The sequence below is a fragment of the Alcanivorax sp. HI0007 genome (genome assembly GCF_001635525.1).
Classification (GTDB): Bacteria; Pseudomonadota; Gammaproteobacteria; order Pseudomonadales; family Alcanivoracaceae; genus Alcanivorax.
Genome location: NZ_LWEJ01000285.1, coordinates 1 through 26,115, shown reverse-complemented (window position 1 = coordinate 26,115; position 26,115 = coordinate 1). Strand labels below are relative to the sequence as shown.

At 61.0% G+C, this 26,115-nt stretch carries 19 protein-coding genes; 8 read left to right on the top strand and 11 right to left on the bottom strand.

Going from position 1 to position 26,115, the window contains the following annotated elements; translation table 11 throughout:
• Positions 1 to 16 precede the first annotated feature (16 nt).
• Entirely contained in the window at positions 17 to 1,966 is a 1,950-nt protein-coding gene (locus tag A3714_RS17310; RefSeq protein WP_197463452.1) for a TonB-dependent receptor, read from the bottom strand.
• A gap of 379 nt (positions 1,967 to 2,345) precedes the next feature.
• On the opposite strand from A3714_RS17310, the gene ubiD reads away from it, so the two are divergent.
• The 5 genes from ubiD to A3714_RS17285 all read left to right on the top strand — a co-directional run bounded on the left by ubiD (position 2,346) and on the right by A3714_RS17285 (position 9,527).
• Complete coding sequence (ubiD, locus tag A3714_RS17305) at positions 2,346 to 3,818, top strand: 4-hydroxy-3-polyprenylbenzoate decarboxylase (protein WP_063527212.1); 1,473 nt, start codon at positions 2,346 to 2,348, stop codon at positions 3,816 to 3,818.
• 186 nt (positions 3,819 to 4,004) lie between these two features.
• Entirely contained in the window at positions 4,005 to 5,372 is a 1,368-nt protein-coding gene (locus A3714_RS17300) for a D-arabinono-1,4-lactone oxidase (RefSeq protein WP_063525650.1), read from the top strand.
• Positions 5,369 to 6,643: an alanine racemase gene (locus tag A3714_RS17295; protein WP_063509238.1), complete on the top strand. Its 1,275-nt coding sequence runs from the start codon at positions 5,369 to 5,371 to the stop codon at positions 6,641 to 6,643. The genes A3714_RS17300 and A3714_RS17295 overlap by 4 nt, the downstream gene beginning before the upstream one ends.
• 174 nt (positions 6,644 to 6,817) lie before the next feature.
• Positions 6,818 to 8,569 (top strand): SDR family oxidoreductase, encoded by a 1,752-nt coding sequence (locus A3714_RS17290; RefSeq protein WP_063509237.1) that lies wholly within the window; start codon positions 6,818 to 6,820, stop codon positions 8,567 to 8,569.
• 40 nt (positions 8,570 to 8,609) lie between these two features.
• Entirely contained in the window at positions 8,610 to 9,527 is a 918-nt protein-coding gene (locus tag A3714_RS17285; protein ID WP_063509236.1) for a metal-dependent hydrolase, read from the top strand.
• A 147-nt stretch (positions 9,528 to 9,674) separates the two neighbouring features.
• Here the strand turns inward: A3714_RS17285 and A3714_RS17280 are convergent, their stop codons facing one another.
• Positions 9,675 to 11,171, bottom strand: a complete 1,497-nt coding sequence (locus tag A3714_RS17280; RefSeq protein ID WP_063509235.1) for an amidase — start codon at positions 11,169 to 11,171, stop codon at positions 9,675 to 9,677.
• 127 nt (positions 11,172 to 11,298) lie between these two features.
• On the opposite strand from A3714_RS17280, the gene A3714_RS17275 reads away from it, so the two are divergent.
• Positions 11,299 to 12,309 (top strand): zinc-binding alcohol dehydrogenase family protein, encoded by a 1,011-nt coding sequence (locus A3714_RS17275; RefSeq protein WP_063509234.1) that lies wholly within the window; start codon positions 11,299 to 11,301, stop codon positions 12,307 to 12,309.
• Between the two features lie 146 nt (positions 12,310 to 12,455).
• Here the strand turns inward: A3714_RS17275 and A3714_RS17270 are convergent, their stop codons facing one another.
• The 3 genes from A3714_RS17270 to A3714_RS17260 all read right to left on the bottom strand — a co-directional run bounded on the left by A3714_RS17270 (position 12,456) and on the right by A3714_RS17260 (position 18,869).
• Entirely contained in the window at positions 12,456 to 14,420 is a 1,965-nt protein-coding gene (locus tag A3714_RS17270) for a PhoX family phosphatase (protein ID WP_063509233.1), read from the bottom strand.
• 6 nt (positions 14,421 to 14,426) lie between these two features.
• Positions 14,427 to 16,301 (bottom strand): phytase, encoded by a 1,875-nt coding sequence (locus tag A3714_RS17265; RefSeq protein WP_063509232.1) that lies wholly within the window; start codon positions 16,299 to 16,301, stop codon positions 14,427 to 14,429.
• A 78-nt stretch (positions 16,302 to 16,379) separates the two neighbouring features.
• On the bottom strand, positions 16,380 to 18,869 hold the full coding sequence (locus A3714_RS17260) for a TonB-dependent receptor (RefSeq protein WP_063509231.1): 2,490 nt from the start codon (positions 18,867 to 18,869) through the stop codon (positions 16,380 to 16,382).
• Positions 18,870 to 19,184: 315 nt separating this feature from the next.
• Between A3714_RS17260 and A3714_RS17255 the strand changes: the two genes are divergently transcribed.
• Together A3714_RS17255 and A3714_RS17250 are read left to right on the top strand one after the other, a co-directional pair.
• Positions 19,185 to 20,087 carry a diguanylate cyclase domain-containing protein gene (locus A3714_RS17255; RefSeq protein WP_231866143.1) on the top strand — a complete coding sequence of 301 codons (903 nt, stop codon included), beginning with the start codon at positions 19,185 to 19,187 and terminating at the stop codon, positions 20,085 to 20,087.
• A gap of 2 nt (positions 20,088 to 20,089) precedes the next feature.
• Positions 20,090 to 21,136, top strand: coding sequence for an AraC family transcriptional regulator (locus tag A3714_RS17250; RefSeq protein WP_063509229.1), 1,047 nt, complete (start codon positions 20,090 to 20,092; stop codon positions 21,134 to 21,136).
• A 10-nt stretch (positions 21,137 to 21,146) separates the two neighbouring features.
• Here the strand turns inward: A3714_RS17250 and A3714_RS17245 are convergent, their stop codons facing one another.
• From A3714_RS17245 to A3714_RS17220, 6 genes are all read right to left on the bottom strand, one after another.
• Positions 21,147 to 22,190: a metal-dependent hydrolase gene (locus A3714_RS17245; protein WP_063509228.1), complete on the bottom strand. Its 1,044-nt coding sequence runs from the start codon at positions 22,188 to 22,190 to the stop codon at positions 21,147 to 21,149.
• A 70-nt stretch (positions 22,191 to 22,260) separates the two neighbouring features.
• On the bottom strand, positions 22,261 to 22,866 hold the full coding sequence (locus A3714_RS17240; RefSeq protein ID WP_063509227.1) for a DUF2780 domain-containing protein: 606 nt from the start codon (positions 22,864 to 22,866) through the stop codon (positions 22,261 to 22,263).
• Positions 22,867 to 23,014: 148 nt separating this feature from the next.
• The gene (locus A3714_RS17235; protein WP_062817154.1) at positions 23,015 to 23,629 is read right to left on the bottom strand and encodes a trimeric intracellular cation channel family protein; all 615 of its coding nucleotides are present in this window, start codon (positions 23,627 to 23,629) and stop codon (positions 23,015 to 23,017) included.
• 114 nt (positions 23,630 to 23,743) lie between these two features.
• Positions 23,744 to 24,592, bottom strand: coding sequence for a S1 RNA-binding domain-containing protein (locus A3714_RS17230; protein ID WP_062817155.1), 849 nt, complete (start codon positions 24,590 to 24,592; stop codon positions 23,744 to 23,746).
• A gap of 332 nt (positions 24,593 to 24,924) precedes the next feature.
• Positions 24,925 to 25,464 carry a DUF2058 domain-containing protein gene (locus tag A3714_RS17225; RefSeq protein WP_062817156.1) on the bottom strand — a complete coding sequence of 180 codons (540 nt, stop codon included), beginning with the start codon at positions 25,462 to 25,464 and terminating at the stop codon, positions 24,925 to 24,927.
• A 14-nt stretch (positions 25,465 to 25,478) separates the two neighbouring features.
• Positions 25,479 to 26,009, bottom strand: a complete 531-nt coding sequence (locus tag A3714_RS17220) for a DUF4262 domain-containing protein (RefSeq protein WP_063509226.1) — start codon at positions 26,007 to 26,009, stop codon at positions 25,479 to 25,481.
• Positions 26,010 to 26,115 lie beyond the last annotated feature (106 nt).

Below are 26,115 nucleotides of genomic sequence, written 5' to 3'. Positions count from 1 at the left end.
AGCCAGGTGTCACCAATCAGAACTGGTGCTCTACACCGAGGCGCCAGGTGCGGGGCAGAATAGGGTGAAAATGCCGGTCTTCCACGCCCCCGGCAGGCTCCCCGGCCAGTCGTGAGGCATAGAAATAATCAATGTCGTTATGCTCAACGTCAGCCAGGTTGAGGACTTCCAGAGCCACCTCCCAGCGCGGCCACTGCATCCCCAGCTTGATATTCTGAATGGTGGTGCTGGATGACTCCTGGTCCGAAAAACTGTCCAGTGGCCGCGGGCCGAAGTGGCGCAGGCGATACCCAGCAAACCAGCGCTGACCTCGATAGTGAGCGCCAAATGCCATGACTCGGTCAGGGGCACCTTCAATAAAGCGGCCTTCTCCGGGTTCGTCCCCCTGGAATCGCGCTCGAGTGGTTGCCAATTCCACGTCGAATTCCCAGCTGCGGGTGGGCCGGTAAACCACATTCATTTCCGCCCCACGCCGCAGACTGCGTCGATTCGTCTCGGTATTGCCCGCGTCGCCAACAAACAGCAATTCGGAAGCCAGCCGCAACTGCCACGCAGCCAGGGTCACCTGCCATTGATCGTTAGGATAGAATCGGGCACCCAGCTCCTCACCACGACTTCTCACCAGTGGGTCCACCTGATCGACAGGCGTTCCCGCCACCGGGTCAATCTCGATAGTGGTGCCACGGGCATCGTTGCTGTGAAAACTGTACCCGGCGGACAGGTAATACTCGGCTTTTTCATTTGGCAGCCACGCCAGGCTGAATTTCGGGCTGGTGATACCGTCATGCGCATTGCCGCCATTGGCGGACAAATCGAACCCATTAACGTTAACCCCGGCACGATCGCGCACATCGAAGTAATAATGGTCGTAGCGCATGCCAAGAGTGGCCCGCCACTTCTCTGCGAAGGGGTAGACTACAGAGCCGAACAGCGCCGCACTGGTTTGGGCGACTCGGTCCCGGCGCACCACCCCCAGTCGATTTCTGTCTGCGCTTTTGAACAGTCCCACATCACGAATCTGGTCGTGACGCCACTCAAGCCCCCAATGTAACGTTAAAGGGGCGAAGGCGGTTAGCCACTGGTAGTCGTACTCCACATCCCCCCCCACCACAGCGCGGTCGTCGATCTGCTCGAATTCATCGCCGTTGACGGGGTCATCCAGAAAATAGGTAAAGTTGGACCACAGATTGAGCCCGTAATCGATGGCATACACCGAGCCACGCTGGCCGGGTTTGTCCCATTGGAATGACAGGGAGTAGCGGTGAGACTCACCACCGGCATCCTCATCCAGAGAACCCAGCCGGCTGATCTGGCCTGAGCGGACGGCTCGATTGGCAATCTGATCAGCACTGTTCCACGTGTTGTCGTAAACCATCAGGGTCGTCGCATAATGGGATTCACCCTGATGCCATTCGTGGCCCAACAAGACGTTAACCTTTTCGACATCTTCGTTGATGTCTCGCCATGGGCCATTAAAGGTCTGCCCTTCGACAGCATAAACCAGCTTGTGATCACCTGAACGCTTGCCGCCATAGACAAGGCCCCGGTAATAATCATGCTCACCGCCGGTCACTTTCACATGCTGACGGGAAAATGAACGGCGCGTGCTGATATCCACGCTGCCCGCGCTGGAGAAATCCCCCACCGACGCATAATAGGGACCTTTGCGATACTCAACGGTCTCGATCACTTCCGGTATCAGGAAATTCACATCGGTATAGCCCTGACCGTGGCCATGGCTGGGCAGATTGACTGGCATTCCGTTCACTTCAGTGCGGAAATCCGTACCGTGATCGAGATTAAAACCGCGAAAAAAATATTGGTTGGCCTTGCCGTTACCGGAGTGCTGAGTGGCAATCATGCCGGGCACCGCTTCCATGATTTCCCCAGCTCTGAGAAGAGGGCGAACCTGCAGTTCATCCCCCGTCACATGCCCTTGCGAGGCTGAGACAGGAAGAGGGGCCATTGCGCCGGTAACCTCCACAGGTGTCAGCTCATGAGAAAAACCCGAGCCCGCCCAACTCAACCCCAGCAAACACAATCCATATTGATACGCGCGATTCATCCCTGTCCCCATTGTCGGTTTTCACACACTGTCGACCTGACACCGTGAGGAACACGAGAACGACAGAAACGAGAGCGTGCAAAGGCCCATCTGGAAGACATGGATTGATAAGTCGATGGGACGCCCCGCTCTCCGACGGGAAAGATTGCAGAGCATGGAAATCTGGTTCGCCCCAATTTACTCTGTCATCCGATAGCCCCTCACTGCGGCCTGACATCAGCCTGCTATACTCACCCCAAACCAACGTCGCCATCCTCTGACTTCCAACAAAAGGATCGCCATGAAATACCGCGACCTGCGTGACTTCCTGCAACAGCTCGAACAACTTGGCGAGCTCAAGCGCATCACTGCACCGGTGAACCCGAACCTGGAAATGACCGAGATCTGCGACCGCACCCTGCGTGCCGGCGGTCCGGCACTGCTGTTTGAAAACCCGGTGGGCTTCGGCACCCCGGTGCTGGGCAACCTGTTCGGCACGGAACGTCGGGTGGCGCTGGGCATGGGCCGCGAGTCCGTTGAGGAGCTCCGCGAACTGGGTGAACTGCTGGCCTTTCTCAAGGAACCGGAACCGCCCAAGGGCATGCGTGATGCCTGGGAAAAACTGCCGGTATTCCGCAAGGTGCTGAGCATGAGTCCCAAGCTGCGCGGCTCCGGGCCCTGCCAGGAAAAGGTGCTGGAAGGCAACGACGTGGATCTGTACCAGTTACCGATCCAGACCTGCTGGCCCGGCGATGCAGGCCCGCTGGTGACCTGGCCGCTGGTGATCACTCGGGGTCCCAACAAGGAACGCCAGAACCTGGGCATCTACCGCCAACAATTGATCGGCCGCAACAAGCTGATCATGCGCTGGCTCAGCCATCGCGGTGGCGCCCTGGATTTTCAGGAGTGGCAGCAGCAACATCCCGGTGAGCCCTTCCCGGTGGCGGTGGCGCTGGGCGCCGATCCGGCCACCATCCTTGGCGCGGTCACCCCGGTGCCGGACACCCTCAGCGAATATGCCTTTGCCGGCCTGCTGCGCGGCTCGAAAACCGAACTGGTGGAATGTATCGGTAATGACCTGCAGGTCCCCGCCAGTGCCGAGTTCGTCCTGGAAGGCCATATCTACCCGGACGAGATGGCCGAAGAAGGGCCGTTCGGTGATCACACCGGTTATTACAACGAGGTGGAGCGCTTCCCGGTTTTCACCGTGGAGCGCATCACCCACCGCCGCGATCCGATCTACCACAGCACCTACACCGGGCGTCCACCGGATGAACCGGCGGTGCTGGGCGTGGCCATGAACGAGATCTTCGTGCCGATCCTGAAAAAGCAGTTCCCGGAAATCGTGGAATTTTACCTGCCCCCGGAAGGCTGCTCCTATCGCATGGCCGTAGTGACCATGAAGAAACAGTACCCGGGCCACGCCAAGCGGGTAATGATGGGCGTGTGGTCATTCCTGCGCCAGTTCATGTACACCAAGTTCGTGATTGTCTGCGACGACGACGTCAACGCCCGCGACTGGAAGGACGTGATCTGGGCCATGACCACCCGCATGGACCCGGCCCGGGATACCCTGCTGGTGGAAAACACCCCCATCGACTATCTGGATTTCGCTTCTCCGGTATCCGGCCTTGGCTCCAAGATGGGCATGGACGCCACCAGCAAATGGCCCGGCGAAACCGACCGGGAGTGGGGCCGCGCCATCAGCATGAGCCCGGCAGTGAAGCAGCGGGTGGATGAGATGTGGGAAAGCCTTGGAATTAATAATGAATAATTAATAGTTAATAACTGCGCGAGCCAGGTTGATGTGGACTCAAAACTTCCCTGCCGCGCAGACCCCATGATCGCGGCGACGGAGGTGGTTACATCCCCTGACTCGTCCGCGAAGTTATTAATTATTCACTATTAACTATTAATTGCCTTTCTTGTACGATGGTGCCAAATAACAAAAGGACGCACCATGGCCTTGTTAGATTCCATTGACCGACGCAGTTTTCTGAAAGCCCTGGCCTCGGCCGGGGCCACGGGGGCATTGGCCCCCCAGGCCCTGCTGGCTGAGACCGGGACGGCGCCAGCCTGGCAGAACTGGTCCGGTAACCAGAGCGCCAACCCGGCCAACCTGGTATTTGCCACCAGCGAATCCCAACTGCGTCAGACCCTGCGCGACAGCAGCGGCACCATTCGCCCCTTCGGCGGCAGCCATTCATTCAGTGCCGTGGTGCCCAGCGATGACACCCTGGTATCCCTGGAAGCCCTGGCCGGATTGCGGGGTCAGGACAGCGACATCTTCACCTACGGTGGAGGCACCCGACTGGCCATGGCCAGTGCCCAGGCCAACAACCTGGGCTACAGCTTCAGCAACGAGCCGGATATCAACCTGCAATCCCTGGCCGGCGCCATTGCCACCAGCACCCACGGCACCGGCAGCAACCTGCAGAGCCTGTCCGGCCAGGTGGAAAGCCTGCGGCTGATCCTCCCCGACGGCGAAGCCCTGAGCCTGACCCGGGAAGACGGCGACACCTTTCTGGCCGCCTGCTGCAGTATCGGGGCCCTGGGCGTGGTCAGCGAAATCGGTTTTCGACTGGAACCTGCCTACCGGCTCAAGGAGCGCACCTGGACCCTGCCCCTGCAGGAAGCCATGGATTTCGTGGAGAGGGAAAAAGACAACTTTCGCCACATCGAATTCTTTGCCTTCCCCCTGGGCGAACAGGCCATCGTCAAGACCATGGAAATCACTGATGACCCCACCGACAGCAGCGAACGGGAAGACAGCAACGACCTGCTGGAGCTGGTCTGCAAAGTGGCCATGCGCGCTGGCTGGCTGACCCCGAACCTGCAGAAGCTGGTCACCCTGTTTGTGGAGGACAGCACCTATACCGGCCCCGCCCACAAGGTGTTCGCCAACCGCCGCACGGTGCGGTTCAACGAAATGGAATACACCGTGCCGGCAGAAGACGGCATCGCCTGCCTACAGGAAGTCTGCGAGACCATTCGCAAGCAGGACATCAATGTATTCTTCCCCATCGAGTTCCGTTATGTGGCCGCCGATGATCGCCTGCTGTCCATGTACCACGACCGCCCCGGCGCCAGCCTGTCGATCCATCAATATTTCGCCCAGGACTATCAGCCCCTGTTCACGGCCGTGGAGCCGATCCTGCGTCGCTATGCGGGCCGCCCCCACTGGGGCAAGCTGCATACTCTGGGCCAGCGGCAACTGCGCGAGCTGTATCCCGCCTTTGATCGCTTTCAGGCCGTGCGCCGGGAACTGGACCCACAGGGAAGGATGCTCAACCAACACCTGCAAACCCTGTTTGGAGCAACCGGATGAAACGCCGTGGTTTTCTCATCGGGCTGGGCGCTCTCGCCGCCGGCGGCTGGCTGCTGCGCCCGGGGAATCAGGGGGCGCCGCATACCCCCTACTTCCAGGCCATCAACGACAGGCTGAAAAGAGACGGGCCCGGTCGGCCATTGATGCTGGTGGACCAGCAACGGCTGGTACGTAATTGCCGCACCCTGAAAGCCATGCTGCCGCCCCGCTGCGCGCTGCGTATCGTGGCCAAGTCCCTGCCCAGTGTGCCGATGGTCCAGACCGTGATGCGCGAAACCGGCAGCAACCGTGTCATGGTGTTCCATCAACCGTTCATGAATGCCCTGGCCGACGCAGAGCCCGGCGTGGACATGCTGCTGGGCAAGCCCATGCCGGTCCAGGCCGCCCGACAGTTCTACAGCGAAACAGGTAGCGCCTTCGATGCGGAGCGGCAACTCCAATGGCTGATCGATTCCCACCCGCGGCTGGAGCAATATCTGCAACTGGCCACCGATCTGGACCGGCGCCTGAACATCAATCTCGAAATCGACGTGGGCCTGCACCGGGGCGGCCTCACCGACCCGAACCAGCTCGATGCAATGATCGCCCTGATCCAGGCCCACCCAGACCGACTTCGCTTCAGTGGTTTCATGGGCTATGACGCCCACGTGGGCAAGCTGCCCGCCTTTATTCAAAGCGCCGAGGAAGGCCACTGGGAAACCGAGGCCATCTACCAACGCTTTATCGAACGCCTCTACCAACTGGCACCCGCCTACCGGAATGAGACCCTGTGTTTCAACGGCGGCGGCAGCCCCACCGTCGGCCTCTACGACGACAGCACCGTGGTCAACGAACTGGCCGCCGGCTCCTGTCTGGTCAAGGCCAGCGATTTTGATCTGCCCCTGCTGGCGGATTTCGAACCGGCGGTGTTTATCGCCGCACCAGTGCTCAAGCAATGGGACGGCCTGAACCTGCCCGGACCGTTACCGCTGGGTGAGCTATGGCAACGCTGGGACCCGAACCGCCGCCAGACCTATTTCATCTACGGCGGTTACTGGAAGGCCACCCCGGTGTCACCGGCGGGCATTCGCGAGAATGGTGTCTATGGCCACAGCACCAACCAGATGATGTTCAACGGCAGCCCGGATACCGCCCTGCAAGTGGACGACCAGCTGTTCCTGCGCCCCACCCAAAGCGAATTCGTGCTGCTGCAGTTCGGCGACCTGGCCGTGTGGCAAGACGGCGCCATCCAGGACTGGTGGCCACCGTTGCCCCAGGGCCAGGGCGCCTGAGCCGCCCCGACACCTGCCTCCCACTGACTCCCCTCTCCTCTTGACCACCGGCACCGAATTGACGGTCCCGGTGGTCACTGCCTGCACGTTGACCGTTACATTGGGCACTGATACATTCGACAAAACTTGACGTCGTCTAGATTTAACGTCGCCATTGCCCGGCAGGAGTACTACATGACAACCACAACAACAGTGGCAAGCCAGGGTATAAACCTGCAGGTTTATACCTTCGGAGAGAGCAGCAAGCCCCCCGTGGTCCTGGTTCACGGTTACCCGGACAACCACAGTGTCTGGCAGCCCGTGGCCGAGCGACTGGCCAGGAAGTACTTCGTGATCAGTTATGACGTGCGCGGCGCCGGTGCCTCCGACGCGCCCCGCAAGCAGGCGGATTATCGCATGGAGCTGCTGTCGGCAGACCTGAAGGCCGTCGTCGACGCCACCCTTCCCGGGCGGGATTTTCATCTGGTGGGCCATGATTGGGGCTCTATTCAGAGCTGGGAATCGGTCACCGCCGAGGGGCCGCTCAAGGCCCGCATCAAATCCTACACCACCATCTCCGGCCCCTGCCTGGATCATATGGGCCACTGGATGCGTCGGCGCACGCTGAATCTGTCTCCCTCCGCCAAGGCCAAGGTGTTCAAACAGGCGCTCAGCTCCTGGTATATCGGTTTCTTTCACCTGCCGGTACTGGCTCCAAGTGCCTGGCAGGGAGGCCTGGACAAGCTCTGGCCCCGCTACCTGAAACACCGCGAGAACGTGCAGGAGCCAGACGCCAATCCCACCCAGGGTCAGGATGGCAAACACGGGGTGCAGCTGTATCGCGCCAACTTCCGCAACAAGCTGATCAACCCGCAAGACCGCCACGCGGCCTGTCCGGTCCAGCTGATCGTGCCCACCCGTGACAACTACGTGGGGACCCAGCTGTTTGAGGACCTGCACGAGTGGGTGGATGAGCTGTACCGCCGGGATATCAACGCCAACCACTGGGTACCGCTTAGCCACCCGGACACCATCGCCGCCTGGATTGGCGATTTCGTGGCCGGAGTGGAAAGCGGCAAGATGCCTGGCGCCCTGCAGCATGCCCGCGTTCGTCCGGAAAGACAGGGCCTGCCCCTGTATGGCAAGACGGCGGTTATCACCGGTGCCGGTTCCGGCATTGGCCGGGCTACCGCCCTGCGCTTTGCCGCAGAAGGCGCCGATCTGGTGTGCGTGGATATCAATGAAGACGGTGCCGACGCCACCGCCGAACAGGCCCGGCAACGGGGTGCCACTGCCTGGCCCCGCAAGGTGGATGTGGGCTCCGCCCAGGCCATGCAGCGGCTGGCCAACTGGGTGGAGAAAGAACTGGGTGGTGCGGACATTGTGGTCAACAATGCCGGCATCGGCATGGCCGGCGGTATGCTGGAAACATCCACCAAGGACTGGGACCGCCTGCTCAAGGTCAACCTGTGGGGCGTGATCCACGGCTCGCGGCTGTTTGCCCGGCAAATGATTGACGGCCACCGCAAGAGGCACATCGTCAACGTGGCCTCCGCCGCCGCCTTCGCCCCCAACCGCAAGCTGACCGCCTACTCCACCAGCAAGGCCGCCGTGCATATGCTCAGCGAATGCCTGCGCGCGGAGCTGGCCGAACACCATATCGGCGTTAGCTCCATTTGCCCCGGCTTTGTGGCCACTGGCATTGCCAACAGCACCGTCTACGCCGGCCTCAGCGACGAGCAACAGGCCGAAAAACGCGCCAAAGCCGACGCCTTGTACAAGCGCCGCAATTTTTCCCCGGACCAGGTGGCCGCCGCCATTTTCGATGCGGTGCAAAGCAATCCGGCCCTGTCCCTGGTGGGAGCCGAAGCCTGGACCACCCGACTACTCAGCCGCTTTGCCCCGGTACTGTCCCGGCAGGTAGCGCGTCTGGATATTACCGCCTGATTTGATGACGTATGACCTTAACAACAGGAGAACAACAGCCATGAATAGCCCTGTGCGCCATCAACTGAAAGCCCGCCGTGTGCAATTCGATTTCGACAATACGCCTCTGCACTGGCTCAAGGATGACCCGTTTTCCACCCATGTCATCAACGGCATCCACCTGCTGCTACCCGCCGGGGAACTATGGTTCTGCCGGGTCTACAACCAGGCCCTGCCGCTGGTCAGTGATGATCAGTTGCGCGCCGACGTGGAAGGGTTTATCCGCCAGGAGGCCGTGCATTCCCGGGCCCACAGCAAGGCCCAGCTTTATCTGGAGCGCCATGGATTGAGCGTGGATGAGTACGTGCAGCGGGTGGAATGGCTGTTTGGCACTTTTCTGGGGGAGGCACCTTTCGGGCTCACATTCCTGCAGCGCAAGGCGATTCAGAAGCAATGGCTGGTACTGCGTGTGGGGCTGATCGCGGCCATCGAACACTTCACTGGCGTGCTGGGTCAGTGGGCCATGGACAACGACACCTGGGAGCAGAACGGCGACCCGGCCATGGTAGACCTGTTCAAATGGCATCTGGCCGAGGAAGTGGAACACCGCACCGTTGCCTTCGATCTGTTCGAGCACCTGTGCAAGTCCCAGCTCGGCTTCTACGTGAGTCGTCAGGCGCTGATGGCCATCGTCTTTCCGCTTTTCATCTACTTCATTTCCGAAGGGGGTCGCAGCCTGGCGCGGCAGGATCCGGACCCTCAGGTTCGCAAGCTGGGGCGCACTCTGATACCGACATTGCTGGTGAAACTGGAACAGACCGGCAAGCAGACCCGGAACGTGCCCACTTTCACCTTCCTGGTCAACGCTACCCTGCGCTGGTTGTCTCCCCGTTTCCACCCGATCCACGAAGGGGACACGGAGCAGGCGCTGGCCTACCTGGCACGCTCGCCGGCGGCACAGGCAGCAGCCATGCACTGACACCATCGCTGGCGGCGCGATATCTCCAACCTACGCTACCTGATCTGTGCAGGTCCGCGACGATAACCAAAAATCAGAAGCGAGTGACGAGGTTCGAGTTACGAAAAGCCCTTCGCTCTTCGTAACTCGCTTCTCGCCGTTTCGTGCCTACATCGGCACCTTGTCGAACCAGGGCGCCGCCTCTTCCAGCTGGGCCGCCAAAGCCAGCAGCTTGCCTTCATCGCCATGACCACCAACGAACTGGGACCCCAGCGGCAGACCGGTGTTTCCTGACGAAGTGTCGCACCAGTGCAATGGCACCGACATGGCCGGTACCCCGGTGACATTGGCGAACTGGGTGTAAGGCATGTACTTGAAATTTTCCAGCGCCATCTGCTCGATCATGCCGGTCTTCATCAGCAGTTTTTCACCACCCACCTTGAGCAGCATTTTCAGAGCGCTCTGCTGCCAGCCCGGGGTGGCCATTTCCCCGATCCGTGCCGGGGGCATGGCCAGCGTCGGCGTCAGCCAGAAATCGTACTGCTCCAGGAAGGTATCCAGCGCGATCATGTATTGTTGCCAACGGGTCTGACACTTCACGTATTCATGGGCAGGCGTCGCGCGGCCAAAGGCGGCAATGGCCAGGGTATCCAGCTCGAACCCGTCATCACCGCAGCCGGTCAGTGCCTTCACTTCATCCACTTCGGCGGCGCACTGGCCAAACCAGACGGAGAGCCAGTCCATGCACATCTGTTTGGCATCCATTTGCGGTTCGGCCTCGACCACCTCATGGCCCAGGTCCCGTAGCAGGGCCACGGTTTTCTCTACCGCTTTGACTGCTTCTGCGTCCACCGGCGTCCCCAGGGGCGACGCCGTGGAATAACCGATCCGCAATTTGCCGGGGCGGGATGCAGCCGCCGCCTGATAGGACTGTTGCGGGGGCGCGATATGGAACAGGCTGCCGCGCTCATCGCCGTGGGTCAGGTCCAGCAACAGGGCACTGTCGCGCACTGAACGGGTCAGCACATGGTTCACCGCTATGCCGTGCATGGCTTCGGTGAAGGTGGGCCCCCAGGGGGTACGCCCGCGGCCGGGCTTGAGTCCGAACAGGCCACAGCAGGCCGCCGGGATACGAATGCTGCCACCGCCGTCATTGGCACCGGCCACCGGCACGACGCCCGCCGCCACCAGGGCCGCAGACCCCCCGGAGGAACCACCGGGGGTATGATCCAGATTCCAGGGGTTACGGGCCGGGCCATAGGAGTCCGGCTCGGTAATCCCCTTGGCGCCAAACTCGGGAGTGTTGGTGCGCCCGAACGGCACCAGCCCGGCGGCTTTCCAGCGCGCCACCAGGGTGGAATCCCGGTCCGCGCGGATGTCGTGTTTCTTGCGCGCCTTGTTGCCCTGATAGCAGGGTGCACCGGCCATTTCCTGGAACAGGTCTTTCACCAACATGGGCACCCCGGCCAGCGGACCTTGCAGCGGTGCGGCGGCCCGTTCCCGGGCCTGTTCATAGAGGGGAATAATCAGCGCATTCAGGGAAGGGTTCACCTGCTCCGCCCTGGCGATGGCCGTGTCCAGCAGCTCAGCGGCGCTCACCTCTCCCCTGGCCACCAGCTCCGCCAGCCCCATGGCATCAAATTGACGATATTCCTCAAACTTCATGCGTGTGCTCTCCCGGAAGCGTTCGATTTTTTTTGCGACGGTCGCAAGGCGACAATTCACTTACTGTGGCATAGTCTGCCCTGCCAAGTGGGCCAAAGCTTGTGTGTTTACGTTGTAGGGGCAAAGCATGAAAGCGATCGGTTTCAACCAACCCAGAACCATTGATGATGTGCACGCGCTGGAGGATATCCAGCTGGATCTGCCATCTCCCGGCCCCCGGGACCTGCTGGTGTCGGTGCAGGCGGTGTCAGTGAATCCCATTGATACCAAACTGCGCCAGCGCCCGGTGGACCAGGGTGGCTATCGGGTACTGGGGTTTGATGCCGCAGGCGTGGTGGAAGCGGTGGGCGCCGAGGTAAAGAACTTTCAACGTGGTGACCGGGTCTGGTACGCCGGGGCCCTGCAGCGTCAGGGCAGCAATGCCCAGTACCAATGTGTGGACGAGCGGCTGGTGGCGAAGAAACCGGACAGTCTGGGCATGCAGGAAGCCGCGGCCCTGCCACTCACCGCCCTGACCGCCTGGGAAGCCCTGGAAGACCAGCTCGGTTTTCGTCCCGGCGCCTGCGAGGGAAAAAGCCTGCTGGTGATCGGCGGCGCCGGTGGGGTGGGGTCCATTGCCATCCAGCTGGCCGCCCGCCATTTCGGCCTGACCGTGATTGCCACTGCCGGACGTGAGACCTCCAACAACTGGTGCCAGGCCATGGGGGCGGATCACATCGTCGATTACCGCAAGGATCTACTCCCACAACTGGAGCTGCTTGGCCACCCTCAGGTAGACGGCATTCTGGTCACACAGAGTCTGGATGACTACTGGCACACGGCCTGTCAGGCCGTGGCCCCCTTCGGCGGCATCTGCGCCATCGTCGATGCCCGTGCGCCCCTGGACCTGAACCCGCTGAAACCGAAAAGTGCCCGCTTCTGCTGGGAGTTCATGTTCACCCGCGCCATGTTCGCCGCCGAGATGCCTCGCCAGGGCCAGATACTCGACCAGCTTCGCACCCTGGTGGATGCCGGGACCATTCAAAGCACCGTCAGCGAAGGACTGGGGCCGATCAATGCCAACAATCTGAAGACCGCTCACCGCAAACTGGAAAGCGGGCAGACGATCGGCAAGCTGGTGTTGGCGGGGTGGGAGTGAAAGGCAATGAATAGTTAATAATGAATAATTAATAGCTGCGCGAGGCAGCCCATACTGTAAGGAAACGTATGAGGCCGCGCCCTAACCCAGGGCGCGGCCTCTTACGTTGCAAGATCCGATCACAAAGACCGCGAAATTATTGACTACTAACTACCGATTTCTCCCCCATCATCCTTGGTAATCACCACTGTGGCCGACCTTGGCCGTGTCTTGCCGTCGCTGGCGGGAAAGCTGAGGGTGGGATGCTGGACGTTGATCCACAGGGTGGTGCCGTCCGGGGTGCCGGTGATGCCGGTGATCTCGCAGCCCTTGGGGCCGACCAGAAACCGTTTCACCTCGCCGCTGTAAGGGTTGGCGCAGAGCAGCTGGTTGGTGCCCATGCCCTGATGGTTCGGGCTGTCCTCGTCGTAGTCGGTTTCAATCCAGAGTCGTCCGGCCGGATCGAACCATAGCCCGTCCGGTGACGAGAAGATGTCCCCCTGGATGGTGCCGATCTGGTTGGCAGGAACGTCGCTGCCTTGCGGGTAGCCAGCGAGCAGAAAGATTTCCCACTGGAACGTGGTCGCCGCCGGGTCATCGCCTTTTTCACGCCAGCGCAGGATATGGCCATGCTCGTTCTCCCAGCGCGGGTTGGCGCTGTTGATGGGCTGGCCCTCCTCGCGGCCACGTTTGTCATTATTGGTGAGCGTGACATACACCTCGCGGTTATCCGGTTTCACCGCCACCCATTCCGGCCGGTCCATGGTGGTAGCACCCAGCAGGTCGGCGGCGCGGCGGGCCTCGATCATCACCTGGGCCTGGCTGTGAAAATCATTGTCGGGTGTCAGCGGCTCCTCACCAAACACCAGCGGTTTCCACTGGCCCTTTCCCCTGTCGCCGAATACGCCCACATACAGCGTGCCATCATCCAGCAGGTGCCGGTTGGCTTCCCGGTCATCCGGCTGGTAACGGCCAGCGGGGACAAACTTGTAGATGTATTCGCCCCGGGTATCGTCGCCGAAATAGAACGCCATGCTGCCATCCGGTGCCACCGAAGGAGTGGCACACTCACGGACCAATCGGCCCATGGCGGTGCGCTTCACCGGCGTGCTGTCCGGGTCGAAGGGATCAATCTCCACCACCCAGCCGAAACGGTTGGGCTCATTGACGTGCCCCCCGTGTGGCTGGTCCGCATAGGGCGTGGCATCAAAACGCGGGTCCACGGACTCCCAGGCGAAGTATTTGCTGTTCTGCCCCTGGCTGAGCCGGTAGCGGTGATGGGCCACGCGGGAGGCGTAGTCTTCCCGGTCGCGATTGACGAAATAGTTGGGCCAGTTTTCCTCGCAGGCCAGATAGGTGCCCCAGGGGGTAAATCCCAGGGCACAATTGGCGAGGGTCCCCAACACCGTCCGGCCATCCGGGTCACTGGCGGTTTTCAAGGCCGCCGTGCCCGCCGCTGGCCCCCGCAGGCTCATGGGCGTCATACCGGTAATGCGGCGGTTGTAGGGACAGTCCATCACCCTGTCCCAAACATCGCTCGGCTGGCGGCGGATTTCGATCACGCTGACCCCATGGGCCGCCTGTTCCTTCTTCACTTCCCCTTCAGGACGGAAACGCCGCCCATCCGCACCGTCCCGAAAGGTGGGCCCGGCCGGGTGGAGAAAATTCAACGACACTTTTTCATGATTCATGACCAGCAGGCCACGTTGATTGGGCGCCTCCGGGAAGGGAAAGAAATGCATGCCATCGTGATTATCCCCCGCCTGCTGCATCTGGTCGCGCCAGTCATCGGAGGCATCCGGTTGCCAGGCAGGAGCCCCGTCACCGACCGGGTCGCCCCAGGCATACAGCACCCGGGCGGAGTACCCCTCCGGGACCGCCACCCGATCGAACGTCATGTCAGTCTGCGGCGGCAATGGCGTAAAACCGATAGCCGGCATGGCCGGCGATGCCCCCTTGGGCGACGAGGCATCGCAACCGGACACCGGAACGGTAAAGAAACCGGCCACCGCAGCCCCCAGCCCCCCTTTCAACAGTTGGCGACGGCGAGGTAGCTCGGGGCCCCGGCAGTCCCGTGCCACCGGCTGATCATCCTGGGCTTCCAGGGCATCCACACGTTGCTGTTCATTCATGACCGTTCACCGTGATTCCGACAAGCCAAGCGTAGCGTCGATGGCATGCCAGGGCACCAGTTTGAAATTCTGCGGGGCATCGGGCAGGCGATTGCGGCCATCCTGTACCACCAGCAGACCGTCAGAAAAGGCACCGCCCAGATCCGCCGAGGTGACCGCCAGGCCGTCGGTTTCCGAAGCACCGTCAATGCCCGCTTCCGGGTCCATGCCGATCCGGAAACGTCCCCGGTAGGCATAGGGAGGCTGCGCATCCACCAACACATAGCTGTTGTTGCCCTGGCTGGAAATCACCAGGTACTCCTGGTCGCCGCGACGGTAAAGCGACAGGCCTTCGATATCCGCTTCCAGATTTTCTCCCTTGGCAATGACCTGCTCTGCCGACACGCCCTGGTCTGCCCCGGCATGAAAAACCCACACGGCGTGATCTTCTTCCCCGACAAACAATCGCTGGTGTTCATCATCGGCCACACAGCCTTCCGGCTGGCTGTCCACTGTCAGGGTGCGCACCCGCTCACCGGTGATGGCCCTGTCCGTGGGGGTGAGCAGCCACTGCTCGATAATGCCGCTCTTGCCATTGGCAAAGGCGTACACGCCCTGCGCATCGCGGTACAGACAGAGGCCATAGATTTCTTCCAGGCCGCTGGCAATTTCGCCCGCGTCGCTCAACTCACCGCTATCCCGGTCGATCAGAAACAGGTGCAGGGAGTTGTGGTCCCGGTTGCTGGCCACCGCCAGGTCCACCAGTCGCTCGTTGACACGCAAGCCGTAACGCACATCCACGTTATTCAGGCGCCCCACGGGCAGAAACTGGGTGGTGTGGCCGGCCAGGTCATACACATACAACCCCGCTTTCTTGTCAGTACCAAGAATCCGGCTGGCGCCCGGGTTGGAGGGGTGCACCCAAATAGCCGGGTCATCCGCCGCATCGCCGAAACGGGCCACGGCATCGGTTTCCACGGTCGGCAGCACAGTGGGAATGACCGGCAGAACGTCATCCGCGGCATCCCACGGCAGGGTGAATCTGCGCACGCCTTGCTGACCATCGTCCAGTACCCAGGCCGTCAGTTGGCCGTTGGCCACCCGTGCCGCCAGCCGCTCCGGCTCTTCCAGATCCGGCACCGCAAACTGCTGCGCCGTGCCGTCAGTGCGATACACAGAAAGTTGCCGGGCCTGCGCATCCAGCAACAGCACGCCACCGGGAATGGCTGCCACGCCGCTGGCACTGGCCAAGATATCGCCCCGGGGTGCCAGCACATCCACCAGTTCCCGTTCCGGGTCCTGCTCCGGGTCGGCCCGGTAACGCCACAACCCCACCGCTTCTTCACTGACATAGAGATGTGCGGTCACATCATTCACGCTGCAGTGCTCCGCCTCCGGTGGCATCACCAAATGACGTAGCCGTTGCGGCGCCTTGCCCGACAATAGCCATTGGTCGGCGCTGCCCCTTTCATCCAGCAGGAAAACCGACAACAGGGACTGGGTATCCCGGTACAGGCAGAAACCGTTGACGGCATACTCCGGCGCCGGCAAACGCTGCTGCTCCTGCAGCTCGCCCTGTCGCCACTGGAACAGCACCAGCTGATTGCTGCCCGTATGCAGCGTCACAAGCTGCAAGGTACCGTCCGGGCCGCTGCGCACATCCAGGCCCTCAAATTCACCGCGGGCCTGCTGGTGGCCATCAATCGTCAGGTTGCCCTGTTCCGTAATGACCAGGACATGGCCTTTTGCCATCGCCATGGCCCGGGGCTGCCCCATGCCGGTTTCGGTTTCCCACACCGGCGGTGTCAAGGTTGCCTCCGTAACGGCAGGCTCAGTGCCGGTTTCACCGCTACAGGCCGTCACCAGCAGTGCAGCAGCCAGCAATCCAATGCGGTTCATCATGCTTTTTCCTTTTTTTCAGATTTCGCAAAAAAACGCGCAGGCCATACCGGCCTGCGCAGAGCGCCTGATAACCGTTGATCAGAAGTGTTTGAGTGCCAGGCCCAGTTTGTAGGTGGGGCCGTATTCCTCGTATTGGGCGTTGAATTGCTCACGACCGGTATAGGCATAAAAGGGTTCATCGTTGATATTGATCGCCTCGAAGGTCAGCTGCAGTTCCTCAGTGAGGAAGTAGTGACCGGTGAAGTCCAGCTGGATATGGTCATCGGTGTAAATGTCGTAACGCTTGTCCAGCGGATCGCTCACCTCCTGCAGGAACTTGCCGGTGTAGTTGGCGGCCAGGCGCAGGCTGAGCCGCTTGTCTTCGTACCCCAGCACCAGGTTGCCGGTCACATCGGACTGGCTGGGCAGGGCGATATCGCGGGAGACCGACCTGCCGGCATCCTCATCATAGGCCTCGATTTCCGCCGTGGAATCCACAAAGGTGGCATTGGCGCCGATCAGCATGCCATTGAAGGGGGCCGGCAGTTCCGTCAGTTGTTTGGAGTAGGCCAGTTCCAGGCCATAGAGGCTGGCGTCGTTGCCGTTTTCAAAGGTCTCCGCGTCCGAGAAAGCCTCGAATCCCGGCGACCCACCCTTGTCGGTCAGGTAAGCAAAGTTGTCGATATCCTTGTAGAACGCGAAGGCGGAGACGACGCCGGCCCGGCCCATGTAATGCTCGATGCCCAGGTCCAGATTATTGGACGTCAGCGAATCCAGATCCGGGTTGCCGAAACTCGCCTCGTCGCCGTCGATTTCAAAACCCGGCGACAACTGTTCAAAGGTCGGGCGCACCACGCTGCGGGTGAAGGCGGAGCGGACGATGGTATCGTTGCTGAGCTGGTAGCGAAGATGCAGTGCTGGCAGCCAGTGATCCTCGTCATTCTCGTGCTGCTCGGCGGTAATCACTTCATCGGTGGAACCAAAACCGTCCGCTTCGAAATCAGCGCGCTCGTAGCGCACACCCGTGAGGATGCGCAGCTGCTGGATATCAACGGTGCCCATCAAATAGGCCGCCTGACGGTCTTCGCGGATTTCATAATCCTCGATGGCGGAGGCGATGACATCAAACTCACCGGGACCGGCGGTCAGGGAGTCGGCCTTGTCCGGATCCACACCACTGCCGAAGTTACCCAGAGCATAGTCCACATCGGTGCTGAAATCCGAGAGCACCGCATCGGGCTCGTAGATCCAGACATTCACGTCACTGTCTTTTTCCCGCTGGCTGATCTTGGTGCCGAACTTGATGGATGCCGGGTTATTGTTCCAGTAAAGCTGGCGGGTGAAATCCAGCGCCAGGTCACCCTGCTTGTCCGTGGTCTTGCCTTCGGTTTCTTCCACTTCATCCAGCTCGTAGTTGGCATCGTCATAGAAACCGGTGGGATAAAGCGCCGACGGTTTACGGGTTCCAGTGAAACCCCCGTCCGGAAATTCTGCGGCAAATACCGTGCTGTCCGCATGCCGGGGTTCATCTTCCTCGGCGGTGCTGTAGCCCACCCGAAAATCGGTGATCCAGTCCCCGGCATAATGCTGGCCACCCAACACCACGGAGTTGATTTCCTGGGTTTCTTCCCGGTCCTTCAATTCCTTTTCCACTTCTACCAGACCGGTCTGGCCCGGTTGCTGGGCACTTTCGAAGGAGAAAATATTGGCCTGACGCACTTCATCGTCACGGAAACGGCTGTGCAGCGTGCGCAGGTATAAACGGGTATCGTCGTTGAGCAGGTAATCCATGTTCAGCGCCACCCCGAGTCGCTCGCGGGTGATGGTGTAGTCACGCTGTTCCAATTCCTCCAGCGCATTGCCGCCATCGAAATCCCAGGCGCCGCCGGTCTCCACATTATCGGAGCCGAAATCCCGCTCGCCCCAGCTTACCGCCCCGGCAATGCCGAAATTCTTTTCCCCATCCCCCACGGAGAACTGGTTGCTGGCCGCCACCGCCAGCTCCGGACTGGTCTCTTCCGTGTTGTCGTCATAACTGCCGGCACCACTGAGCGAGTAGAAAAGGCCGTCGCGGTCGAAGGCCGACAGGGTATTCACTTCCACGGTCCCGCCCAGGGAATTGCCGTCCATGTCCGGGGTCAGGGTCTTGACCACGGTGAGAGACTCCAGCAGGTCAGCGGGAATCACATCCAGCGCCACTGCCCGGCGACCGGCTTCCGGCGCGGGAACCTGAATACCATTGACCTTCACCGCGTTGAGATCCGGCGCCACGCCTCGGACACGAACGAAACGCCCCTCCCCCTGGTCACGTTCGATGGACACACCCGGCAGACGTTGCAGGGATTCCGATACGTTGGAGTCCGGGAAGTCACCAATATCATCCGCCTGCGTGGTGCTCTCAATATTGTCAGCCGCCCGCTGCCGGGATAACGCCTTGTCCACACTGGCTGCCTGACCGATCACCTGGATGGTCTGTAGTTCGTTGGTGGAGTCCGCTTCCTCCGCCAGCAGCGGTGAGACGACAAGGCCGATGGCAGAAGCCAGAACGGTACGACGAAAAATTCGATTCAGCGTTTTTTGACAGGACATCACTTCCCCCGGGCCAGGCCCTTGCGAATTGGCAATGACCGGCACGGTAGGTCTGCCCCGTGTCACTTTGGTTACAGGTATGGCGCAAAACCTTGCCAAAACCGGCAATCCGGGCTGCCCGGAGCCACTCTTGAGCTGATCGCACCCCTTCCCCCTCCTGTTTGACGGGCAATCTTTCGCGTTTTGTCGTTTTTCTGGCGAACCGGACACACTTGTGTGAGCTGATCTGACCGGTCAGGACCGCCAGCTCCTTTTCATCAAAATGACATGCACAGCGCGTAGGAGTGCCAGCATCAACTGCAAAGGATGCCCCCCGTGAGACACCTTCTGACATTGCACTATCGCTCCCTGCTGGCGGTGCTGGTCATGGCCAACCTGGTGCTGCTGATGAACCTTGGCGCCGGGGATATCAAGCGCTGGGACGCGATTGTCTGGCTGGATATCGCCGGCGAGGGCGGGGCCGCCCTGCTCGCCCTGATCTGGATCGGCCTGATTCTCAACAGCCGCCCCACCGGGCGGGTCACCCGTTTGCTGGTAGCCGGGCTTGCCGCCATTTTTCTCAGCTATTGGCAGGATGTACTGGATGAGTTTGTTCAGTTATCTCCTTCCATTACCTGGGATCACTGGCTGGAATCCGGTGCCATGCCGATGGGCATGATATTGCTGACACTGGGCATCTATCACTGGCACCGGGAACAACAGGCCATCAATCGGCAACTGCGCAAGCGCGAGCGAATTTTCCGGGAGCATCGCAATTTTGATGCCCTGACCTCGCTGAGCGACGCCAGCTATCTGCGTGAGCAACTCTCGCTGGAACTTCAGCATCGAGAGCGCACGGTCTCGCTGATCATGATTGATCTGCATTGTTTCGATCACAGTCGTCGCCTGCTGGGTGGCGCGGACAGTGATCGGCTGCTGCGCGAACTGGGAGAATTGTTGCTGCTGAACCTCAGACGGCAGGATCTGCTTTGCCGATATGCCGGTGACCGCTTTGCCGTGGTGCTGCCCGCGACGGAACGCACTGTCGCGGAAAAACTGCGTGGGGAACTGGAGCAGGCGACTCACAGCTTTGCCTTCAAGACACGACGCGGCGAAACCCACGCCGTGACCGTCCACTCAGGGTTGGCGGTTTCCCACGACGACGACGCGGACAGTCTGATCGAGCGAGCTAACTGCAGCCTGTCGCAGGCTATCCGCCGCACACACCGGGCCGCCTGACCATGGCAGGTTATCTGTGCGACCAGCGCTTTATCACGGCCCATCACTTGCCGGCAGTGCTGATTGATCTGGCTCAGGACCAGGGGGAAGACCTGCATCGGCTGCTTCGCCATACCGGCTTATTCCCGGAACAACTGGTCCGTGGCGAGGGCCGGGTCAGCGCACACGAATACCTGCAACTGATCCATAACACCCGGCAGCGCTTGACCGATCCCGAGCTGGCGTTTCGTTATGGGCAACGGCTTTTCCCCGGCCATTACGGTGCCGTCAGCGCCTTGCTAGGCAATGCGGAATCACTGGCTGAGGCACTGTCGGTTTTCACGGACTTTCCGGCACTGATTTCCCCGCTCCTGGCATGCCGACTCACCGTTACCGATGAGTACCTTTGCCTGCAATGGCTGGACAGTTGCGGCGCCAAGGCACAATGGCGCTTTCTGGTGGAAGCTGCCATGAGTGGAGTGGCTTCGCTGACCCGCTGGTTGAGCGGCACCCCCCTACCCTGGCGCTTTCAATTCAGTTACCCCTGCCCTGCATGGCCAGAGCAGTATCAAGTGCATCTGGGCGAACCGCTGCATTTTGCCGCGCATATGGATGCCATGATTCTGCCGCGACATTACCTGAAAGAACCTTGGCCGCAGGGCTCACCCACCGCCTGGCTGGCCGCCCGACAGCAATGCGAGCAGCTGATGGATCTGGTCGGCAGCCGATATAGCTTTCGCCATACCCTGTACCAATTTCTGCAGACTCGACTGGACCAGCCGCCCTCCCTTCAGGAAAGCGCCGCGCATATGGCATGTAGCCCGGCTACCCTGAAACGCAGACTCAGCCAGCAGGGGTGCCACTATCAGCAGTTACTTGACGAAGTCAGACTGCACCAGGCAATCCACTGGCTACAGTTCCATGGCGACAGCCCCGAGCAAATCTGTCGGCGACTGAACTTTTCGGACCCCACCAATTTCCGCCGGTCCTTCAAACGCTGGTGTGGGTTGACGCCCTCGGCCTGCCGTCAATCCCTGCTCGCCACCATGGGGATGAAACCGGGAGGGTGACAGGCTGTCGCTATGGCATCCCGGAGGGGCAGACACTGCCAGCCGGCAAGGTTTCCAGCGTTGTCAGGCAAAGAATGGGCTGGCGGGACAGAGTGCGATCCAGCAGAGCCGGCCAGGCCTGGGGGTTGGCCATGGGGCGAGGCAGTTTATAACTGGGAAGAGCCTGCCAGACACCCTCTTGCTGTTCCGCCAGCACAAACTGGAAGGGGTGCAGACCCGGTACGCCCAGGCGAATATCCGTGGCCAGCAACTGGTCCGGTCCGGCTTCCACATCCATAAAGCCCCGGGTAAACCAGGCCAGCTTGCGCCCCGCCGGGACCTGCATGGCCTGGGCGTAATCCTGCGGTGAACGGGGAAAGGTTTCCACCGTCAGGGCATCGCCGTTATCCAGCACGCCGGTGACGATCTCCAGCCGCTGCTGTTCGCCCAGCACCGTCACCCGCCACAGCAGGGTGGAGAAAGGCATGGGCTGCACCAGACGCGGCACCTCACTCAAGCCCCGTTCCGCCAGCGCCGGCATCACCCGCTGCGTCATCCATTGCTGGGCCACCAAGCTCCAGCACAGATACAGGGAGGACAATGCCAGCCCCGCCGCCAGGGCCGGCCTGGCGGGTGGGCGCCAAAGCGCCACAATGACACCAATCAACAGGGGGAGGGTATATAACGGGTCAATAATGAAAATACTGCTGATTGCCACCGGATCCCCCAGCGGCCAGAACAGGCGGGTCCCGTAGGTGGTAAAGGCATCCAGTAACGGGTGCGTCAGCAGACACAAACCCGTGAAGGCCCACCAGCGCCACACACTTATCGCCGGGCGCCAGCGCTGCAGCCCCCAGGCCAGTAGCAGGGAGGCGGGCAGCAACACCAGCAGGGAATGACTGAAGCCACGATGCTCGGTGAAGTTGGCCACCGCATCGCCATAATCGATCAGCACATCCAGGTCGGGCAAGGTGCCCAGCAGGGCGCCACCCAACAACGCCGAGCGCCCCAGTGTGCGGCCCATGACCGCACCGCCCACCGAAGCACCCAGAACCACCTGTGACAAGGAATCCATCAAACCGCCTCTGGCAAAATCAGCATGCTAGCTGTGCCATCGCCAGCAGGCCGTCAAGGCTGCAGACCGATCAAACGCCCCACAAGCCTTTCAGGCTGTTCAGCACCTGCCCGGTGACACCTTTATCACCAAGAAAGCCCAGGATTTTCGGTGCAAACTGGCTGACCATCTCCGGGCTCATGCCCAGGGCACTGAACGCCTTGGTGACACCCTGCATGCTGGAAATATTGCCCAGCATGGATGACGCCAGACCGCCGCCTTCCCCGCCGCCTAGCAGAGAGCCCAGTCCCGGCACCTTGTTCAGCACACCGCTGAACTGGTCTGCGGACAGATTGCTTTGCGCCATGGCCAGCAAGGCACCGGCCCCGCCTGCGGCCTGCTGACCGGAAACCCCCAGCTCCGAGGAAAGGGAATCGACCAGTGCACTGGCTTCACCGGATACCGCCATGCCGCCATTCACGCCGTCCAGCGTGGTGTTGGCTGAATCGCTGGCCTTGTTGATCCCTTCATTGGCAGTGTTGGATGCCTTGTTGATACCCGCATCGGCACTTTCGGAGGCCTTGTTCACCGCCGCATTGGCAGAGTCCGTCATCTTCTTCAGATCAAACGCCTGCACCGGTGAGCTCAGCACCAGACAGAAGGACACTCCCAGGATCCCGACTCGCAACATCTTCATAGCTTGCTCCTTAATCATTGATTGCACTTCCTGTTGTGGCCATAAACCTTACCGGCTCCGCATACCCGAAACCAACGGTTTATGGCCTCCTCATGACTCCGTCGACAAACATTTTCCAGCAGGTGCAGCAGGCACGAGACAAACGCCCTCAGTCTTCCGGCACGTTGTAGTGGAAGCGCGGCAGATGCCACTGATAACGAATGGCCAGCAGGCGCACCATAAAGCCCGCCGTTACCGTCACTGCCGTGGCCAGCCAGGCCGCCACCTGCCACTGCAGTAACAGCAGATACAGGCAGGCCGCGCCCAGCGAGACCACCGCATACAATTCTTTCTGAAAAACCAGTGGCACCCGGTTGCAGAGCAAATCGCGAATCACCCCGCCAAAGATACCGGTAATCAGCCCGGACAGAATCGCCACCGGCGCCGCCAGCCCCATATCCAGCGCCACCTTCACGCCGATCACCGTGAACACCATCAGCCCCATGGCATCCAGGATCAGAAACAGCATCCGCAAACGGCGCATCAACGGCGCCACCCAGGTGGTAATCAGCGCGGCCATGGCGGTCAGTGCCAGATACTCCGGATGCGCCACCCACACCAGCGGATAATGGCCGAGCAGCACATCGCGCATGGAGCCACCGCCCATGGCGGTGACACAGGCCACCATCACCACCCCGAACAGGTCCATGCGCAACCGCCCCGCCGCCAGGGCACCGGTCATGGCTTCGGCGGTGATGCCGATCAGATAGAGACTTAACAACATGCTCAGAGACTCCGACTATTCAGGCCATGATGCCTGCATCCAGGCCGCGGTGAATTCGACCTTGGTGGCTGACGTTACTCAGGGAAGCCCATGACTGCCGGGGAGTGGGTCGGCTCAGGCCTGGGGTGTCAGGCGGATGGATTGCTTGTCGATCACGATACGACGCTCCTTATAGAGCCCACCGATGGCCTGCTTGAAGGCGTTCTTGCTGCAGCGGAAAGTAGCAAAGATATCCTCCGGGCTGCTCTTGTCTCCCAGCGGCAGTTCGCCGCCAGCCTTTTCCAGAGCGGCCAGGATCTGCTCGCTGAGCCCTTCGCTTTTCAATGCCCCGGGAGGATTCAGTGACAGGCTGAGCTTGCCATCATCGCGCAGGCGCTGCACATAGCCGGTGACCCGTTGACCGGGCCGCAGGGGAGCACGCAGCTCCTGTTTGGCAATCATGCCCCAGCAACGGTTATCCACCACCACCTTGTACCCCAGATCCGTGCCATGGGCTGCCACCAGGGACACTTCATCACCCTGCTGGTAGTCATCGCTGGTATCGTCGAGAAACCGGTCCAGCTGGGCGCTGGCCAGCAGACGGCCTTCGCGGTCGGTGGTCACCATTACCAGCACCCAGTCGCCTTCACGAATCGGTCCTTTCTGTTCCGCAAAGGGCAACAGCAGGTCCTTGGGCATGCCCCAGTCGAGGAAGGCCCCCACCTTGCTGGTAGAGACCACTTTCAGCGACGCCACCTGACCGTGCTGGACGCGAGGGGTACGCAGACTGGCCATGGGGCGGCCCTGGCCATCGCTGTACAGAGTGACCAGCACACTATCACCGGGACCGAGATTCTGGCCTTCGACTTCCCGGGACGGCAACAGCACCTCGCCCAGCGAACCGCCGTCCAGCAGCAACCCGTTATGGATCGGCTTGATGACTTCCAGGGAGTGGCGAGCGCCAAGTTTGGTGGATGCGGTCATGGTTCTAGCCTGTTTGGTAAGGGGGCAGGCTTGGCGCCTGAACGGAATAGAAACGAAGGTGGATTACGCCTGCGGCTAATCCACCCGACGATGTTACCCCAACCGCCTGTTGGAGCCATGCTTGCATGGCGAATGGGGTTGGCGGTGGCACGAAACCGGTATTATCTGGATAAGCCTGTCGAACGCTGAGATTCCTGATCGCCCGTTGGGCGATTTCCGCGCAAGCGCGGTTCGCGCCCTGGAAGGGCGCTCCTACAGCAGCCTTGTAGAAAGCACCGGGGCCAGGGAACTTCCCATACTTTTCCCTTCGCTTGTAGCTCGCGCTCAGCGCCCTACCACATCAGATCATCGGGAATCGGGAAGTCCTTGTAGGGATCATCCTCGTCCACGGCATTTTTGCCACGCTCGTTAAGCAGTAGTACGGCATTCTCGTCGCGCTGGCGAATCTTCTCCGCCACCACGGTGGGCACCAGCTCATAGCCATCGCCCAGTGCCACAATGGCAATCTGACCCCGCTCCAGCTGGGCCTGCTGTTTAGCGGTAACCCAGGCCTTCTTGATCTTCTTGTCCTGCACGAACTGGTAGGCCACATCACCGTGCTGGCGGTCCAGACGGCTTTGTTCAATCATCTGCTTGATCTGGGCGGCGATCTCTTTCTTCTCGCGCTCGGCCTTGCGGGCGGCTTCGCGCTGACGGTCCGCCTCGGCTTTTTCTTCCCGCTGGCGGCGGGCCCGTTCCGCCGGGTCTTCCAGTTCAATCTCGCCACGCTTGGCCTGGTTGGCCTCCTGGCGCTTCTGCTGCTTGGCACGGCGGGCCTTCTTCTGGTCCGCCAGACCGGCTTTCATCAATTGTTCTTGCAGGGAGTTGGCCATGTTGCGCTCCAAACTCAACGACGATTCTGGGTTAACGGGGAGGCCGGCGCCGGCCCCAGCAGGGGCTGGGCCCGATGGAACCGGGTATCGTAACCGGGCTGCCACGGGAATACGCCCTTGGGGTCGGGCCAGACCATCTGCAGGGCCGGATACGGGGCCGGCAGGCTCTGGTAAAACCAGTTGGCGAAGCCCAGGTATTCCTTGTAATGCGGAAAGGCCACCGGCAGGAACATGACCTCCAGGCCGTCGGCAATGTCGTTATAGAGCCGGTAGGGCTGGTAGGGTTTGTTGAGTCCGCGAATCCGCACCGCGGCGCTGTCCAGCAAGCGGCTGGCCAGGGAATCCTTGAGCCCCAGCACGATCAGTTCCGGATGATTCAGGTTGAGGAAATGTCCCACGCTGAAGGTGTACCCGGGCTGCCCGTCACCGCCAGGCACCGCAAAGTGGTGCCATCCCTTACGCTGGATATCCGCCAGCAGGTCCTTGTCTTGTGCATCTTCCGGAGCCGGATAGCGAAACTTTCCGGGCATTTCATCTAGAAACATAGGTAACTGTCAGCAGGCGCCGGGGCGAACCTGCCTGGCCCCGGCCAATAAATCGTAATTGTTGTGGGCATGGTACCAGAATCCCTGTGGACTTGGTGACACCCTT

Bases quoted from the DNA above. Each gene is read 5' to 3' on its own strand.
- A3714_RS17260 (WP_063509231.1), bottom strand. From the start codon at position 18,869: ATGTCCTGTCAAAAAACGCTGAATCGAATTTTTCGTCGTACCGTTCTG.
- A3714_RS17250 (WP_063509229.1), top strand. From the start codon at position 20,090: ATGGCAGGTTATCTGTGCGACCAGCGCTTTATCACGGCCCATCACTTG.
- A3714_RS17310 (WP_197463452.1), bottom strand. From the start codon at position 1,966: ATGGCCCCTCTTCCTGTCTCAGCCTCGCAAGGGCATGTGACGGGGGAT.
- A3714_RS17225 (WP_062817156.1), bottom strand. From the start codon at position 25,464: ATGGCCAACTCCCTGCAAGAACAATTGATGAAAGCCGGTCTGGCGGAC.
- A3714_RS17245 (WP_063509228.1), bottom strand. From the start codon at position 22,190: ATGGATTCCTTGTCACAGGTGGTTCTGGGTGCTTCGGTGGGCGGTGCG.
- A3714_RS17240 (WP_063509227.1), bottom strand. From the start codon at position 22,866: ATGAAGATGTTGCGAGTCGGGATCCTGGGAGTGTCCTTCTGTCTGGTG.
- A3714_RS17220 (WP_063509226.1), bottom strand. From the start codon at position 26,009: ATGTTTCTAGATGAAATGCCCGGAAAGTTTCGCTATCCGGCTCCGGAA.
- A3714_RS17280 (WP_063509235.1), bottom strand. From the start codon at position 11,171: ATGAAGTTTGAGGAATATCGTCAATTTGATGCCATGGGGCTGGCGGAG.
- ubiD (WP_063527212.1), top strand. From the start codon at position 2,346: ATGAAATACCGCGACCTGCGTGACTTCCTGCAACAGCTCGAACAACTT.
- A3714_RS17235 (WP_062817154.1), bottom strand. From the start codon at position 23,629: ATGTTGTTAAGTCTCTATCTGATCGGCATCACCGCCGAAGCCATGACC.
- A3714_RS17270 (WP_063509233.1), bottom strand. From the start codon at position 14,420: ATGAATGAACAGCAACGTGTGGATGCCCTGGAAGCCCAGGATGATCAG.
- A3714_RS17265 (WP_063509232.1), bottom strand. From the start codon at position 16,301: ATGATGAACCGCATTGGATTGCTGGCTGCTGCACTGCTGGTGACGGCC.
- A3714_RS17290 (WP_063509237.1), top strand. From the start codon at position 6,818: ATGACAACCACAACAACAGTGGCAAGCCAGGGTATAAACCTGCAGGTT.
- A3714_RS17230 (WP_062817155.1), bottom strand. From the start codon at position 24,592: ATGACCGCATCCACCAAACTTGGCGCTCGCCACTCCCTGGAAGTCATC.
- A3714_RS17300 (WP_063525650.1), top strand. From the start codon at position 4,005: ATGGCCTTGTTAGATTCCATTGACCGACGCAGTTTTCTGAAAGCCCTG.
- A3714_RS17275 (WP_063509234.1), top strand. From the start codon at position 11,299: ATGAAAGCGATCGGTTTCAACCAACCCAGAACCATTGATGATGTGCAC.
- A3714_RS17295 (WP_063509238.1), top strand. From the start codon at position 5,369: ATGAAACGCCGTGGTTTTCTCATCGGGCTGGGCGCTCTCGCCGCCGGC.
- A3714_RS17285 (WP_063509236.1), top strand. From the start codon at position 8,610: ATGAATAGCCCTGTGCGCCATCAACTGAAAGCCCGCCGTGTGCAATTC.